The sequence below is a fragment of the Protofrankia sp. CiP1_Cm_nod3 genome (genome assembly GCF_982290655.1).
Map to the genome: position 1 here is coordinate 1 of NZ_CEVIVD010000109.1, position 15,977 is coordinate 15,977.

The window sequence follows — 15,977 nt, forward strand, 5'->3', positions numbered from 1 at the left end:
GGCGAGAGCGTCCCGGGCCGGGCCACACCATCGACGCCCCGGTCCGTGCCGGCGCCGGCCAGAAAAGCCGGTCGGGGACAGCCCGACAAATCACGGCCGCGCCGCCGCCGGCCGACGTGGCGGTGAATTCCCCGTCAATTCCGCGAAAGAACCCGGTGAATCGCGCCGGCCGCCGCCGGCACCTGCCCCGCCACCCGCCCGGGCCCGCGTCCGGCCGATCGCGCCGCGCGATTCCTGGTAACCTGCTCACCGGCGTCAACCATAAAAAGGCGACCACGGCGACGGGAACGGGAACGGGGAGATTTCAGGATGCCAACCGCCGACACCGCCGGTGACGTACCCGTCGATATCGACATCCCCCGCCCGCCGGGGGAGTTCCCGGCCGGCGAGCATCCCGGCGAGGCGGTCGAGGTCCCCTGGTCGGCGGTGCCGGACTACCGCTGTTTCGGCTGCTCGCCACACAACGAGCAGGGCCTGCAGCTACGGATCCGGACTCATCCGGAGGGGGTACAGGCCCGCTTCCGCTTCGGGCGGGCCCACGAGTCGTACCCGGGGGTTGTGCACGGCGGCCTGACCGGGGTGGTCTGCGACGAGGTCATGGGCAACCTGATCGTGCTGCGGACCGGTCTGACGGCGTTCACCACCACCATGAAGGTGCGCTACCTCCTGCCGCTGCTCGTCGGGACGGCCTACGACTGCGTGGCCCGGATCCGCACCGAGGACGAGGACAGGCCCGGCCGCCGGCTCGTCCACGCCGGTGCCGAAATCCTCAGCCTGGACGGCGACGCGATGGCCACGGCCACGGCCAGCTACCAGCTGGTCAGCCTCCAGGCGGCGCGCCGGCACCTCGCCCTCGGCGACGCGGACGCCGAACGGCTGCGCGCCGTCATGTCCGAGCGGCAGAACGGGTAGCCTCACAACCGCCCCGGTGGGCGGCTCCCCTCGGGGGCGGCCGGCGAACCCGGCGCGGATGCGGGCGTCCGGCAGTACACTTGCGAAGTTCTTCAATTTCAACAACGGATGCCGGTCAACAACAGGTTCTGGTGCGGTGGACGGGCTTGAAGGGAGTCCGGTGGGGGTACAGGTTCCGCTCTACCAGGCGAAAGCGGAGTTCTTCCGCATGCTGGGGCATCCGGTACGGATTCGGGTGCTCGAGCTGCTGGCGGAGGGGCCGGCTCCGGTGCGCCAGCTGCTGGCGGCCATCGAGGTGGAGCCGTCGAACCTCTCCCAGCAACTGGCGGTGCTACGCAGGTCCGGGATCGTGACGGCGACCCGGGACGGCTCGACGGTGGTGTACGCGCTGGCCGGCGGTGACGTGGCCGAGCTGATGCGGGCCGCGCGGCGGATCCTCACCGAGATGCTGACCGGGCGTGAGGAACTGCTGGCGGAGCTACGCGAGGCCGAGACGAGCTCCGCCCTACCACGGTGATCACTCCTAGCCCGCTCGGGGCCAACCCGGCGTACAGCATCCAGATCCGGGTACCGTCCCGGGCGCTGGCCGCGGTCCAGACGATCATCGCCGACGCGCCGGGAGCCGTCACCTGCCAGGCGGACGAGGCGGGCGCCGGCGAGGTACACCACATCACCCTGGACGCCGACAGCGCGGACACCCTGACCTGGCTGGGCGGCGTCCTGCGCCACCGGCTGGGCGCCGACCTCCTGCACACCGAGGACCTGGTCTTCCTCGCCGCGTCCACCGGCAAGCTCGCCCAGCGGGTCTGTGCGGTCACCACCACCGGCCACGACGTCGCGCTGCTGGACGCCGACGCGGACCGCCGCGTGATCACCCATCTGGCCGAGCACCCCCTGCACACCGACCGCTACACCGGTCGGTCGCGCCGGGTCGCCCTGGTGACCGACGCCAGTGCCGTGCTCGACTTCGAGCCGCTGCGGGCCGAGACCGCCCTGCCCGCGGTGGAGTCCCAGGCGGTCCACCTGCACCGGGCCACCGGCCTCGACGTCTTCCCGCTGCCCATCGCCGCCCACGGCCCGGACGACCTCGCCGCGGCCGTGCGCATGCTCGCCCCCGGTTTCGCCGCCACCATCCTGGTCCACACCCACATCCAGCATGTGCACGCCGCCCGCGCCGCGCTCGACACCGTCCCCCATCTGCTGTTGGACAGCGTCAACGACGGCCTCGCCGTCGCCGCCACCGCCGCGGCCGTCAATGCGTTGCGGCTGCGTTCCATCGACCCGCGCCGGGCCCGGGTCGTCCTGGTGGATCCGGGCCGCGGCGGGGATCTGTCCGGCCTGCTGATCGCCGCCGGTATCGGTGACCTCACCTTCTACGACCCGGTGCCCTACGGCACCGCCCCGCTGCACCAGCTCGCCGACGGCATCGATCTGATCATCGACCTGATCGGGCTGATGGCCCCGCCGCCGGGCGTCCCGCTGCTGCGGACCCGCCCCGAGACCCCGCCACCGCTCGCCGCCGCCACGACGGCTCCCCGCCCGCTGCACGCCCTTCCCGGCCTGCTCACCGCGGCGATCACCACCCAGCGCCGAATCACCCCGGCGGCCCGCCTGGCCGCGGTGGAGGCACTGGCCGCGCACGCCCGGGCCGGGGAGCTGCTGCCGCCGCTGGACCATCCGGACCTCACGCCGGCCGTGGCCGCAGCCGCCGCCCGCGCCCTGACCGGGGCTGGGTAGCCGTAGCCGGCAATCGATCGCTGACTACTCGGCGGCGGCCGCGCCCTCGAAGTAGGTGATGTCCATGGCGGGAGGCTCGTCGGCGGGCGCGGGCTCGTACGTCGCCCCGGCCGCTGGGCGCAGGACGGTGGCCGCGATGAGGACGGCGACGGCCACGAAAACGGCACCGACGCCGAACGCGAGGTGGTAGCCGCCGGTCAGCGCCGCGGCGGTGCTCTCCCCGGCCCCGGCCAGGTGTCCGGTGCGCGACGCCGACAGCGTGGCCAGGATCGCCAGGCCGAGCGCGCCGCCGGCCTGCAACGTCGTGTTGACCAGGCCGGAGACGAGCCCGGAGTCGGCGGGCGTGGCGGCGGACATGGCCAGTGTCGTCAGCGCCGGGAAGGACAGTCCCGCGCCGACGCCGAGCAGCAGCATCGCCGGCAGGACGTCCGTGGCATAGCTGCCGCCCACAGGTGCGCGGGTGACCAGCGCGAGCCCGGCCATGCTGAGGACCAGGCCCGGCACCAGCACGGCACGCTCGCCGAAACGGGCGTTCAGCTGTGTGGAGAAACCGAGGGAGAGCAGCCCGATCCCCAGCGAGACCGGCAGGAACGCCAGGCCTGTCCGTACCGGGTCGTAGCCGAGCACCCGCTGCAGGTACAGCGCGCCGAGAAAGAACATCCCGAACATGCCGGCCACCATCAGGATCTGGATGAGGTTGGCCCCGACGACGTTGCGCGACCGGAAGATACGCAACGGCAGGAGCGGGTTGCTCGCGCTCGCCTGGCGCACGACGAACCCGGCGAGCAGGGCGGCCGCGACGGCGCCGGAACCGAGCGTGCGTGTGGAGGCCCAGCCGTGATCGGCCGCCGCGACAATTGTGTACACACCGAGCATCAGCGCCGCGGTGACGAGAAACGCGCCCGCGATGTCGGCTCCCGCGCGCAGCCCGATCCCGCGCTCGGCCTGGAGCAGGCGTGCGGCCAGCACGGCGGTCACGATCCCGAGGGGGATGTTGACGAAGAAGATCCAGTGCCAGCTGAGGGCCTGGGTGAGGGCACCGCCGGCGAGCAGGCCGATCGAGGCGCCGGCGGATGCGACGAAGCTGTAGACGCCGATCGCCCTGGCCTGCTCCCGTGGCTGCGGGAACATCGTAACGATCATGCCCAGGATCACGGCGGAGGCCATGGCCCCGCCGACGCCCTGGACGAACCGTGCGATGATCAGCATCTCCTGGCTGCCAGCCACGCCGCACAGCAGGGACGCCGCGGTGAACACGCTCAGCCCGGCCATGAAGACGCGCTTACGGCCGATCAGGTCGCCGAGCCGGCCGGCGAGGAGCAACAGGCCGGCAAAGGCGATCAGATAAGCGTTGACGACCCAGGCCAGGCCCGACTGGGAGAAGCCGAGGTCGTTCTGGATGGCGGGCAACGCCACGTTCACGATCGCCCCATCCAGAATGATCATCAGCATCCCGACGCAGAGGACGACGAGCGCCGGCCAGCGGGAGTCGCCGGTTCGGGTGGCCGATGCGACACGCCCGGTCATGCGGTCGCCTGCGACAGGCCCGGTCATGTGGTCGCCTCCTGGCGGCTCGGGGACTTGGGATGGCTCGGGAGCCGAACCGGTTGCGGCGCGGAAGAAGCATGATCGCGCCGCCGGGGCCGGCTGGGCTCACGAGCGCCAGATGCGACCGTACCAGATAGTTTTGTTCGGGAAGATTTCTTTCAGAACTAATGGAGCCGGGGCTCGCGCCGCCGTACCGGCCGCTCACACTGCACCGGCGTGGACAGCCGGCCCTGGACGAGCCGCACCAGCCCGTCGACGAAGGCGTCGCGCTCAGGGGCCGGGAGCGCCGCGAGCACGTCGTCGCAGATGCGCGTCACGATCTCGTGGGCCCGGGCGGCCGTTCGCCTGCCTTCCTCGGTGACCCAGACGATCCGGGCCCGGCGGTCCGTGCTCGACGGCCGTCGCTGCACGAGCCCCGCCTTCTCGAGCTCGTCGAGCGTCACCACCATCGTGGTCTTGTCGAGTGCGCACAGCTCGGCAACCTGGCCCTGGGTCAGGTCGCACGACATCGCACTGGACAGGACGTAATGGCCACGCGGTGAGATGCCGAGCTCGGTGAGGCCGGCCGCCAGCTCCGTGGTCAGCGCGTGGCTTGCCTGCGACAGGAGGAAGGCGAGGTCCGCGACAGACGCCGCCCGCGCGCTGGTGGCCATGGAGCAAGCGTAGCAATATACATCCAGAACAAGATCTTTTTTTTGTTGGGACGGCCGGCCGTACCGGCATCGCGGCACCCTCACGCCGAGGCCCGCGGCCCCCTCGCGTCGATCGGCGCCCGCCCTCGGCCCACGCGGCACAGCTGTGATGTCTGTGATGTCTGTGACGTCCTGTCATCGGGCAGGTACCGGCAAGGAGTCCCAGACCTGGGTGAGCCGTCTGAGGGTGGTGGCACCCGTTGCCGGCAGGAGGTCGGTGACGCCGTCCGCCCGCAGCCCGTTGGCGGGGACGAACGGGGCGCCCTCGGCCCCCAGGCCCGAGCGGAACGCCTGGCTGACCAGCCACGTCTGTGAGTCCGGCTCACGCAGGAAACGCAACAGGCCCGCGGCGGCCGCGCGCCGCCCCGCCGCGGTGCCCGCCGGATGCAGCAGCAGGTACGGATGGTCGGACACGGGTGTCCCGTCCGCGGGGTAGACGGCGGTCAGCGGGACCGCCGGCTGGCCCTGGTTGTACCGCCAGACCTCCTGTTCGTTCATGACGAACACCGCCCCGGAGCCCGCCTGCGCCTGGCCGGCCCGGGAGCGCAGCTTCCGCAGCAGGCCCACCACCGACGGCTGGTCCACCGCGGTGGCGGGCAGATAGTCCTCCTGGCCGAGGCCGCGGGCGGCGCCCGTCCAGGCGATGAGCGCCTGGAGCGCGGGGGTGGAGCGGGCCGGGTCGGCCATCTCCAGGCGCACCGGCCCCCACCCGGGATGTCCGAGGGCGGCCCAGCCCTGCTCCGCGCTCAGCGCGCGCAGGATGTCGGCCCAGGTGGGTGGGCGTTCCGCCCAGTGCAGGGCGTTGGCCATGGGGGCGGGCAACGCGAGGACCAGCGGCGAATAGGCCAGCGGCGGCCCGGTACGCGCGGTGACGGCACCGGCCTCGCCGCCCGGCCGGGCGGCGCCGAGCAGGCGTGGCCACAGCGAGCTGTCGGGAATCCACACGTCCGGACGCGGCCCGTACCGTGCGCTGTCCCACCCGCCGTTGAGAGCCTCGACCACGGTCGCCGGCTCCCGCGCCTGGACCCGGATGGCCGTGCATCCCCGGCCCGGGCCGTCGGTGTAGCGGCTGGCCAGGGCGGAGACGGCGTCGACGATGTCGGGGGCGGCGACCACGAGAAGCTGCTCCGCCGGGCACGCCGTGCCCATACCGGCCGGCCCCGGCCGCAGGCCGCCCACCAGCAGTGCGCTCAGGGCCGCCAGCGCGGTGACCAGCGGGACGGCCAATATCCGATACGAAAGACGATCGGCCCACTGATGGGCGTGCTGATGAGCGTGACGGGCCCGGCCGGGATGGATCCCATGGGTGATCCCAGGCGTACGGATCTCACGGGTACGGATCCCACGGGTACGGTGAGCGGGCCGGACACGGTGGGATGATGGGCGCCGCATGCCGCGAACAATAACGAAAACGCCGGCCGCCCCCGCGCCGGCCGGCGGCGTCCCAACCGCCCTTCAGCCATGTTCACCTTCAATTAGCCGGCCGTCCACACGGAGCACGATGCCACGTTTCCGGGCCACTGCGACCATCCGCATTCGCGTATTCCAGATGCGAGAGAATGCGGATCGGGGGATGGAGGTGGCCACGGCGCGACGCGTTCCGCCACGGCGAGCGGCGGCCGCCCGGCTGCTCGTCCCGCTCGTCACCGTGTTCTGCCTGGCCCTGACGGCCTGCCTGGCTCTGACGGCCTGTACGGCGGACGGGCCGGACCGGGCCACCGGGGCCAGCCCGGATCCGCAGTGCGCCGCGGGGAAGCTGGTCGGCGCGGGCGCCACCTTCCAGCAGAACCTGCAGGCCCGGTGGATCAGCGACTTCACCACCCGCTGCCACGACGCCCAGGTGACGTACGATCCCGTCGGATCGGGTGTGGGTATTCAACGCTTCATAGCCGGCAACGTGGCTTTCGCCGGTTCCGACGCCGTTCTGACAGAACGGGAACAACAGGACGCCAACAAACGCTGTACCCAGTCGATCACGACCACGACGCACAAACCATCCGCAACAGCCGGACCAGCCCTGGCCGCCGAACCGTCCGGTCCGGCCCCGGCAGGCCGGGCACTGCACATCCCCGTCGCCGGCGGCGCTCTCGTGTTCGTCTACAACCTGCCGGGTGCGTACTCCCTGCGGCTGTCGCCGGCGACGGTCGCAGGAATCTTCCAGGGCGAGATAACCACCTGGAACGACCCGCGAATAGCGGCGGAGAATCCCGGCGGCGCACTGCCCGCCCTGCCAGTGCGTCCCGTCCACCGCCAGGACTCCTCCGGATCGACCGACATCTTCTCCCGGTATCTCAGCGCGACGGTGGGAGCGTCCTGGCGCCTCGGGACCGGCAAGGAGCTGTCCTGGCCGGACAGCTCCCTCGCCGCCAGGGGCTCGGAGGCGGTGACAGCCGGCGTCATGTACAGGCCGGGCGGCATCGCCTACGTGGAGCTGTCCTTCGCCGCCGAGCAGGGGCTGCCGACGGCGGCGCTGCGGACCACGTCCGGCACGTACGTCTCGGCCAACGGCACCAGCGTCGCCGCGGCGCTGAGCCAGGCCGCCGCGGCACCGGGACAGTCCGCCGCGGCACCGGGACAGTCCGGCCGCGAGGACCTGCGGCTCCCGATCGACTACACGCCGGACGACCCGCTCGCCTACCCGGCGTCCGCGGTCACGTACACGATCGTCTGCGCGCGGGGGAACGACAACGTCGAGCTCCTGCGCTACTACCTCGCCTACGCCCTTGCCCAGGGGCAGCTGAGCACCCGGACGATCGGCTACGCCCCCCTGCCCGGCCCGGTCGTCTCCGTGGCCCGCCGGCTCACGGCCTCCCTCGGCTGACCGGGACAGCCGGAGCTGCCGGGACAGCCGGGGCTGCCGTCACGGCGCTCACCCCGGGCGGGGCCTCACCGGCATCCCCCGGGGATTTTCGCCCACCGGCCGGGGTCGGCGCCGCCGAGCCAGCGGTCGATGTCGGCGCGCCACCAGACCCGGGTGCCACCCCAGGTCGCGGTACGGTTCACCACCGCGGCCGGGGCGGGCGCGCGCGGATCGGTCCGGAGCCGGTGGTCGACGGCCTGACGGGTCACGCCCAGCGCGGCTGCGATATCGGACGAGCCCACGAGCTGCGGTGAATCGCACACGGAAACGGACGATAACCCCCGGACGGCCCCGGCGACAGAGCCCGGAAGGTGAACCAAGGACCACAGCCGGCCCACGGGAGCGTCAGACCGGGGCGTCCCAGAGGCCGCCCCAGCTCGGCAGGCCCGTGTCGAACGAGCGCAGCGGCTGCTCGGCCCAGATGGTCTTGCCTCTGGACGTGTACCTGGCGCCCCACCGCTGGGTGAACTGCGCCACCAGGAACAGCCCCCGGCCGCCCTCGTCAGTGGTGCGGGAGTGCCGCAGGCGCGGCGAGGTGCTGCTGCCGTCGGAGACCTCACAGATCAGCGTGCGGTCGCGGATGAGGCGCAGCCGGATCGGTTCGGTGGCGTACCGGATCGCGTTCGTGACCAGCTCGCTGACGACGAGCTCGATGGTGAGCACCTCCTCGCCGCACCCCCACGCGACCAGCTGCCGGGCCGCGTGGGCGCGGGCGAGCGCCACCACGGCCGGGTCCGCGGGAAGGTCCCAGGAGGCGACCCGTTCCGCCCGCAGGGCGTGGGTGCGCGCGAGCAGGAAGGCGACGTCGTCCTCGGGCCGGTCGGGCAGCAGCTCCTTGATCACCCTGTCCCGGATCTCCTCCAGCGGGCGGTCCGCCCCGTCCAGCGCCGCGCGCAGCTGCTCCAGCCCGGCGTCGACGTCGCTGCCCCGGCCCTCGACCAGCCCGTCGGTGTACAGGGCCAGCAGGCTGCCCTCCCCCAGCTCCAGCTCGGTGGACTCGAACGGCAGGCCACCGAGGCCCAGCGGCGGGCCCACCGGCAGGTCGAGGAAGTCCACCGTCCCGCCGGGGCTGACGAGGGCGGGCGGGGGGTGGCCGGCCCGCGCCAGCGTGCAGCGCCGGCTGACCGGGTCGTACACCGCGAAGATGCAGGTGGCCCCCAGCACTGCGGTGCTGGCGCTGCCCGCGGCGTTCTCCTCCTCGTCGGCGAGCCGGATGACCAGGTCGTCCAGGTGTGCCAGCAGCTCGTCGGGGGGAAGATCGAGACCGGCCAGGGTGTGCACGGCGGTGCGCAGCCGCCCCATGGTCGCCGCCGCGTGCAGCCCATGGCCCACGACGTCCCCGACGACCAGGCCCACCCGGGCGCTCGACAGCGGGATCACGTCGAACCAGTCCCCGCCCACGCCCGCGCTCTCGTCCGCGGGCCGGTAGTGCGACGCCACCTCCACGGCGGTCTGGCCGGGCAGGCTGCGCGGCAGCAGGCTGCGCTGCAGGGTCAGGGCCGCGGCGTGCTCCCGGGTGTACCGGCGGGCGTTGTCGACCCACACCGCGGCCCGGGAGGCGAACTCCTGCGCGATCAGCAGGTCGTCCTCGTCGAACGGATCCGTGCGCACCCGCCGGACGAACGTGGCCACCCCCATGATGACGCCACGGGTCCGGATCGGAACCACCATCAGCGACCGGATGCCGAACCGGCGGATCTTCGCCCACCGGGGCCGGTCCTGCGCGATCCACGGATTCGTCGCGACGTCCAGCACCGGTTCCAGCACGGGCCGGCCGTCGGTCAGGCAGCGGGCGGCGGGAAACGACGGCTGGACGACGTCCCCGGTCCGCGCGACCGACTCCGGGCACCCGGGGAGCACCGAGCGCTGCCCCGCCCGCCGGATCCGGGATGTGCCGGTGACGGGCTGCGCCGGTTCCTCACCCCGCAGGACCGACTCCAGCAGGTCGACGACGACGAAGTCGGCCAGGCGCGGCACCGCCACGTCCGCCAGGTCCTGGGTGATGCGCATGACGTCGAGGCTGCTGCCGATCCGCGCGCTGGCGTCGTTGAGCAGGGCCAGCCGCTGCTGCGCCCGCCAGCGGTCGGTGACGTCGACGACGATGTAGCACACCCCCAGGACCCGCCCGGCCGAGTCGTCCAGCCGGAAGAAGGAGGTGGAGTAGGCGTGCTCCCGGTGGGGGTCGGCGACCGTCCGGCCGCGGTACTCGAAATTCATGATCGGCACTCCGGTCCGGAGCACCTCGCGCATCCGTTCCTCGATCCGCTCGGCGGGCAGGCCCGGCAGCAGCTCGCTCAGCCGCCGGCCGAGACGGGCGTTGCGCGGTACACCGCCGGAACGCGCCAGCGCGTCGTTCAGCCACCTGTACCGCAGCTCCTCGTCCAGCAGGGCCATGCCGATCGGCGACTGGGCGAGCATGCCGCCCAGCATCAGCTGGTCCACCATCCACCAGGGCATCTGCGCGTCGTCGGAGGCGAGCACGAGCCAGCTCGAGCCGTCGTCCGGGCCGAGCATCGGGCAGACCCGGGCGTAGAGGTCCATGCGGTGGCCGTCCGCGTGCACGACGGGCAGCCGTCCTCCCCAGCCGCTGTCGGCCTGGCACCGCCCGGCCCCGGCGCTTACCGCCGTGCCGTCCGCCGACCGGTGCAGCAGCGCGGTGGCCGCACGGCCGAGCACGTCCGCGGCGGCATGACCGAGCATCCGCTCGGCGGCCCGGCTCCACCAGACCACGGTGCCCCGCCGGTCGAGGACCGCGCTGGCCACCGGCAGCGGCCCGAACGGGTCGCCCCCGACAGCGGCATCCGTCGTCTCGGGTGCTCCGGATACGTCCATCGCCGGATGTCCTACCCAGGCCGCCCCGCCTTATCTGCTCCCGCTGTGCGGGATAGTAGGTCATGACACCGGGAATGCCGGGGGGACGGCGGACGGCCGGCCTTCCGGCCGATGCTCGTGCCCCCTTGCCCGCTCTCCGTACTCTGTTGGACGCTGCCTTCTGATGCCTCCGCTCGCCGAGCTGGCCGAACGCCTGCCCGATCTGATGGTTCGTGACCAGCGCCGCCTGCAACGCCGTGTCGACGGCGCGCGCAGGATACGCGACCCCCAGGCCCGCGCGGCGGTGGCCGCCGAGATCGCCGCCGACGTCGAGGCGGCGGCGCTGCGCGTGCAACGGCGGCTGGCGGCCGTGCCGCGGATCACCTATCCCCCGGACCTGCCGGTCAGCCAGCGCAGGGACGACATCCGCGCCGCGATCCGCGACCACCAGGTGGTGGTCCTCGCCGGCGAGACCGGCTCCGGCAAGACGACGCAGCTGCCGAAGATCTGCCTGGAGCTCGGCCGGGGGGTGCGCGGGCTGATCGGTCACACCCAGCCGCGGCGCCTGGCCGCCCGCGCCGTGGCCGAACGCGTCACCGAGGAGCTCGACGGCCCGGACGCCCGGCCGGGCGCGACCGTCGGCTACAAGGTGCGGTTCACCGACGAGGTCGGCGACAACAGCCTGATCAAGCTGATGACGGACGGCATCCTGCTGGCCGAGATCCAGACCGACCGGCTGCTGTCCCAGTACGACACGTTGATCATCGACGAGGCCCACGAACGCAGCCTCAACATCGACTTCATCCTGGGCTACCTGCGGCAGCTCCTGCCGCGCCGGCCCGACCTGAAGGTCGTCATCACCTCGGCGACGATCGACCCGCGGCGTTTCGCCCGCCACTTCGGGGACGCGCCGGTGATCGAGGTCACCGGCCGCACCTTCCCGGTGGAGGTCCGCTACCGGCCGCTGGTCGTGCCGGCCGGCTTCGACGCCGCCGGTGGCCCCGGCACCGGCCCCGGCCCCGGCACCGACGGCGAGAGCGGTGACGGCCCGGCCACGATGATCGAGCGCGACCTGCCGGAAGCGATCACCGCCGCCGTGGACGAGCTGTGCGCGGCCGGGCCCGGCGACATCCTGGTCTTCCTCAGCGGAGAGCGGGAGATCCGGGACACCGCCGACGTCCTGGCGAAGAAGCAGCTGCCGAACACCGAGATCGTGCCGTTGTACGCACGGCTGTCCGCCGCCGAGCAGCACCGGGTGTTCCAGCCCCACACCGGACGCCGGATCGTGCTCGCCACCAACGTCGCGGAGACGTCGCTGACCGTCCCGGGCATCAGGTACGTCGTCGACCCCGGCCTGGCGCGGATCTCCCGCTACAGCAACCGGACGAAGGTGCAGCGGCTGCCGATCGAGGCGGTCTCGCAGGCGTCCGCGAACCAGCGCAAGGGGCGGTGCGGACGGGTCGCCGACGGGATCTGCATCCGGCTGTACTCCGAGGACGACTTCGGCGCGCGCCCGGCGTTCACCGACCCGGAGATCCTGCGTACCAACCTCGCCTCGGTCATCCTGCAGATGACCGCGCTGGGGCTGGGTGACATGGCGGACTTCCCCTTCATCGACCCGCCCGACTCGCGCAGCATCTCCGACGGCGTGCTCCTGCTACGGGAGCTCGGCGCCGTCGAGCCGGCCGGCACGCCGAAGCAGCCGGACAGGCCGCAGGCACAGCCGGACAGGCCGGAGACGCCGGGCCGGGCCGGCGCGCAGATGCGGCTGACCCCGCTGGGGCGCAAGCTGGCGCAGCTCCCCCTCGACCCGCGGCTGGCCCGCATGGTGCTGGCGGCCGGCGACAACGGGTGCGTCCGCGAGGTCATGGTCATCGCCGCCGCGCTGTCCATCCAGGATCCGCGGGAACGTCCCGTCGACGCGCAGCAGGCCGCCGCGGAGAAACACGGCCGCTTCACCGACCCGCAGTCCGACTTCCTCGCCTACCTCAACATGTGGGAGTACCTGCGGGAACAGCAGGAGCAGCTGTCGGGCAACCAGTTCCGCAGGCTGTGCCGGGCCGACTTCCTGAACTACCTGCGGGTACGGGAGTGGCAGGACGTCCACGGCCAGCTGCGCCAGGTCGTGAGAAGTCTCGGAATACCCGTCGGCGGCACCCCAGCCGACCCGCGGAACATCCACCTGGCGCTGCTCGCCGGCCTGCTGTCCCACATCGGCGTCAGGGACGCCGACAAACAGGAGTACCAGGGGGCGCGGGGCTCCCGGTTCGCGGTCTTCCCGGGCTCCGCGCTCTTCCGGAAGCCGCCGCGCTGGCTGGTGGCCGCCGAGCTCGTCGAGACGTCCCGGCTGTGGGCGCGGACCGTCGCGCGCATCGAGCCGGAATGGGCCGAGGCACTCGCGCCGCACCTGGTGAAACGCACCTACAGCGAACCGCACTGGGAGAAGAAGCAGGCCGCCGTGGTCGCCTTCGAGAAGGTGGCCCTGTACGGGCTGCCGCTGGTGGCCTCCCGCCGGGTGAACTACTCCGCGGTCGACCCCGCCCTGTGCCGGGACCTGTTCATCCGCCACGCCCTGGTGGAGGGCGACTGGCAGACGCACCACGCGTTCTTCCACGACAACCGCAGGCTGCTCGACGACGCCGAGGAGCTTGAGCACCGGGCCCGCCGGCGCGACATCGTCGTCGACGACGACACCCTGTTCGACTTCTACGACCAGCGGATCCCCGCCGACGTCGTCTCCGGCCGCCATTTCGACAGCTGGTGGAAGAAGGCCCGCCGCTCCCAGCCGGACCTGCTGGCGTTCTCCGCGCCCATGCTCGTCAGGGCCGGCGCGGACGGCGTCGACGAACGCGACTACCCCGACGCCTGGCGGCACGGGGAGCTGACGCTGGCGCTGTCCTACCAGTTCGCGCCCGGCACGGACGCCGACGGGGTGACCGTGCGCATCCCGCTGCCGCTGCTCAACCAGGTCAGCTCCGACGGCTTCGACTGGCAGGTGCCGGGCCTGCGGGCGGAGCTGGTGACCGCGCTGATCCGCTCGCTGCCCAAGCAGATCCGGCGCGGCTTCGTGCCGGCGCCCGACTACGCCGCGCGGGTGCTCGCGGCGGTGGCCCCGGCGGACGGGCCGCTGCTCGCCGTGCTGGAACGCGAGCTCGAGCGTCTCACCGGGGTGGCGGTGCCGCGGGAGTCCTGGCAGCTCGACCGGGTGCCCGACCATCTCAGGATCACGTTCCGGGTGGTGGACGAGGAGCAGCACACCCTCGCCGAGGGCAAGGACCTGGCCGCGCTCGTCGACCAGCTGGCGCCGACGATGCGCGCGGCGGTCCGCACCGTGGCCGACGGCGTCGAGCGCGACGGCCTGCGCGGCTGGGACTTCGACGCGCTCCCGCAGCTCGTGGAGCGGCAGCGCCCCGGCCCCGGCCGGCCGGCGCGGGCGTATCCCGCACTGGTCGACCAGGGGAGCAGCGTGGCGATCCGCGTGTTCGCCACCGAGACCGAGGCGCGCCAGGCCATGTGGCCGGGCTGCCGGCGCCTGCTGCTGCTGAACATGCCGTCCCCGGTCAAGCAGATCAACGCGCGGCTGAGCAACACGGCTAAACTGACGCTGAGTCACCATCCGTACCGCGGCGTCGTCGAGCTGCTCGACGACTGCGTCGCCTGCGCCGCCGACAAGCTGATCGCGGCCGCCGGCGGGCCGGTGTGGGACGCCGACGGGTTCACCAAGCTGCGGGGCATCGTCCAGGCCGACCTGGACGAGACCGCGTTCGACGTGGTGACGAAGGTGGAACGCGTCCTCGCCACGGCGCACACCGTCACCGGGCAGCTGGCCGACTGGCAGGCCCGCACGCAGCCGCAGCCGCAGCCGCAGGCGCAGTCGGCACGGTCGCGGGAGCCCGCCCGGCGGGCGGGGACGAGCGCCGGCCCCGCCGCGCTGGCACCGGCGCTGGACGACATCCGCTCCCAGCTCTCGGGGCTGGTCTATCCGGGTTTCGTCAGCGCCACCGGCTGGCAGCGGCTGCCCGACGTCGCCCGCTACCTGGCCGCGATCGAACGGCGGCTGGAGAAGCTCCCGTCCGACCCGGACCGCGACCGGCAGCGCATGCTGCAGGTCGAGCAGGTGACGCTGGAACACCGGCGGCTGCTCGACCGGACGCCGCCGGACAGCCCGCACCGCGAGGAGCTCCAGCGGATTCGCTGGATGATCGAGGAACTGCGGGTCGGCCTGTTCGCCCAGACCCTGCGCACCGCCTACCCGGTATCGGTGGAGCGCATCTTCCGCGCCCTGGACCAGCTGCCCCTCTGACACCCCTCTGACGTGGGAATTACCGGCCCGTCCGACCGGTTGGGTGCAGATGCGGTGGGGGCTGTGTCGCAACGGAGAGCCAATCTCACGAGGAGCGTGGGGCACGTGTCGCTTCGCCCTTTCGGACGAACCGGAGTCCAGGTCAGTCCGCTGACACTCGGGGCCATGATGTTCGGCGCCTGGGGCAGTCCCGACCATGACGAGAGCATCGCGGTCATTCACCGCGCGCTCGACGCGGGCATCAACGTCATCGACACCGCGGACGTCTACTCACAGGGTGAGTCCGAGGAGATCGTCGGCAAGGCCCTCGCCGGTGGCCGCCGCGACGAGGTGGTGCTCGCGACGAAGTTCCACGGGGTGATGGGCGACCGGCCCAACCAGCGCGGCAACTCCCGGCGGTGGATCGCCCTCGAGGTCGAGAACAGCCTGCGCCGGCTGCGGACCGACTGGATCGACCTCTACCAGGTCCACCGCCCCGAGCCGGGCACCGACTTCGATGAGACCCTCGGCGCCCTCAGCGACCTCGTCCACCAGGGCAAGATCCGCTATATCGGGACGTCGACCTTCGAGCCGTCGGGCATCGTCGAGGGGCAGTGGACCGCCGAGCGCCGCGGGCGCGAGCGCGTCGTGTCCGAGCAGCCGCCCTACTCGATCCTGGCCCGGGGCATCGAGCGGGAGGTCCTGCCGGTCGCGCAGCGCTACGGCCTGGCGGTGATCCCGTGGAGCCCGCTGGCCGGCGGCTGGCTGTCCGGGCGCTACCGCAAGGGCGCCGAACCGCCGGTGTCGCGCCGCAGCGCGCTCGTCCCCGGCCGGTTCGACCTGAGCCGGCCGGCGAACGTCGCCAAGCTCGAGGCGGTCGAGCGGCTGGCCCTGCTGGCCCAGGATGCCGGGCTGTCCCTGATCCACCTGGCCCTCGCCTTCGTCCTGGAGCATCCCGCCGTCACCTCGGCGATCATCGGCCCGCGGACCCTCGAACAGCTCGAGTCCCAGCTCGACGCCGTCAAGGTGACGCTCACACCGGACGTGCTGGACCGTATCGACGAGATCGTCCCGCCGGGTACGACGATCAACCCGGAGGACGCCGGCTACCAGCCGCCGTCCCTGACCAGCCCCG

11 protein-coding genes are annotated in these 15,977 nt (G+C 72.6%); 6 read left to right on the forward strand and 5 right to left on the reverse strand.

What is annotated here, in order from left to right; all coding sequences use genetic code 11:
* The first annotated feature begins 309 nt into the window (after nucleotides 1–309).
* The 3 genes from AC5LUJ_RS18020 to AC5LUJ_RS18030 all read left to right on the forward strand — a co-directional run bounded on the left by AC5LUJ_RS18020 (nucleotide 310) and on the right by AC5LUJ_RS18030 (nucleotide 2,649).
* Nucleotides 310–912, forward strand: coding sequence for a PaaI family thioesterase (locus AC5LUJ_RS18020; protein ID WP_250283414.1), 603 nt, complete (start codon nucleotides 310–312; stop codon nucleotides 910–912).
* 160 nt (nucleotides 913–1,072) lie between these two features.
* Nucleotides 1,073–1,429: an ArsR/SmtB family transcription factor gene (locus AC5LUJ_RS18025; protein ID WP_250292304.1), complete on the forward strand. Its 357-nt coding sequence runs from the start codon at nucleotides 1,073–1,075 to the stop codon at nucleotides 1,427–1,429.
* Complete coding sequence (locus AC5LUJ_RS18030) at nucleotides 1,429–2,649, forward strand: malic enzyme-like protein (RefSeq protein ID WP_445548514.1); 1,221 nt, start codon at nucleotides 1,429–1,431, stop codon at nucleotides 2,647–2,649. The genes AC5LUJ_RS18025 and AC5LUJ_RS18030 overlap by 1 nt, the downstream gene beginning before the upstream one ends.
* A gap of 24 nt (nucleotides 2,650–2,673) precedes the next feature.
* On the opposite strand, the gene AC5LUJ_RS18035 is transcribed toward AC5LUJ_RS18030, so the two are convergent.
* From AC5LUJ_RS18035 to AC5LUJ_RS18045, 3 genes are all read right to left on the reverse strand, one after another.
* Entirely contained in the window at nucleotides 2,674–4,203 is a 1,530-nt protein-coding gene (locus tag AC5LUJ_RS18035; RefSeq protein WP_250283419.1) for a DHA2 family efflux MFS transporter permease subunit, read from the reverse strand.
* 158 nt (nucleotides 4,204–4,361) lie between these two features.
* On the reverse strand, nucleotides 4,362–4,850 hold the full coding sequence (locus tag AC5LUJ_RS18040) for a MarR family winged helix-turn-helix transcriptional regulator (RefSeq protein WP_250283421.1): 489 nt from the start codon (nucleotides 4,848–4,850) through the stop codon (nucleotides 4,362–4,364).
* Nucleotides 4,851–5,024: 174 nt separating this feature from the next.
* Nucleotides 5,025–6,116: a substrate-binding domain-containing protein gene (locus tag AC5LUJ_RS18045; protein ID WP_250292309.1), complete on the reverse strand. Its 1,092-nt coding sequence runs from the start codon at nucleotides 6,114–6,116 to the stop codon at nucleotides 5,025–5,027.
* 346 nt (nucleotides 6,117–6,462) lie between these two features.
* Between AC5LUJ_RS18045 and AC5LUJ_RS18050 the strand changes: the two genes are divergently transcribed.
* On the forward strand, nucleotides 6,463–7,710 hold the full coding sequence (locus AC5LUJ_RS18050) for a phosphate ABC transporter substrate-binding protein PstS (protein WP_250283424.1): 1,248 nt from the start codon (nucleotides 6,463–6,465) through the stop codon (nucleotides 7,708–7,710).
* 65 nt (nucleotides 7,711–7,775) lie between these two features.
* Here AC5LUJ_RS18050 and AC5LUJ_RS18055 read toward each other — a convergent pair whose 3' ends face one another.
* Complete coding sequence (locus AC5LUJ_RS18055; RefSeq protein ID WP_250283426.1) at nucleotides 7,776–8,012, reverse strand: hypothetical protein; 237 nt, start codon at nucleotides 8,010–8,012, stop codon at nucleotides 7,776–7,778.
* 82 nt (nucleotides 8,013–8,094) lie between these two features.
* The gene (locus AC5LUJ_RS18060; protein WP_250292310.1) at nucleotides 8,095–10,581 is read right to left on the reverse strand and encodes a SpoIIE family protein phosphatase; all 2,487 of its coding nucleotides are present in this window, start codon (nucleotides 10,579–10,581) and stop codon (nucleotides 8,095–8,097) included.
* A 163-nt stretch (nucleotides 10,582–10,744) separates the two neighbouring features.
* Between AC5LUJ_RS18060 and hrpA the strand changes: the two genes are divergently transcribed.
* Both hrpA and AC5LUJ_RS18070 read left to right on the forward strand, forming a co-directional pair.
* On the forward strand, nucleotides 10,745–14,863 hold the full coding sequence (gene hrpA, locus AC5LUJ_RS18065; protein WP_493465346.1) for an ATP-dependent RNA helicase HrpA: 4,119 nt from the start codon (nucleotides 10,745–10,747) through the stop codon (nucleotides 14,861–14,863).
* A 105-nt stretch (nucleotides 14,864–14,968) separates the two neighbouring features.
* A partial coding sequence (locus tag AC5LUJ_RS18070; RefSeq protein ID WP_493465347.1) for an aldo/keto reductase occupies nucleotides 14,969–15,977 on the forward strand: 1,009 nt, incomplete at its 3' end.

Coding starts and splice junctions, on each gene's coding strand:
- AC5LUJ_RS18020 (WP_250283414.1), top strand. CDS start 310: ATGCCAACCGCCGACACCGCCGGTGACGTACCCGTCGATATCGACATC.
- AC5LUJ_RS18035 (WP_250283419.1), bottom strand. CDS start 4,203: ATGACCGGGCCTGTCGCAGGCGACCGCATGACCGGGCGTGTCGCATCG.
- AC5LUJ_RS18040 (WP_250283421.1), bottom strand. CDS start 4,850: ATGGCCACCAGCGCGCGGGCGGCGTCTGTCGCGGACCTCGCCTTCCTC.
- AC5LUJ_RS18050 (WP_250283424.1), top strand. CDS start 6,463: ATGGAGGTGGCCACGGCGCGACGCGTTCCGCCACGGCGAGCGGCGGCC.
- AC5LUJ_RS18060 (WP_250292310.1), bottom strand. CDS start 10,581: ATGGACGTATCCGGAGCACCCGAGACGACGGATGCCGCTGTCGGGGGC.
- hrpA (WP_493465346.1), top strand. CDS start 10,745: ATGCCTCCGCTCGCCGAGCTGGCCGAACGCCTGCCCGATCTGATGGTT.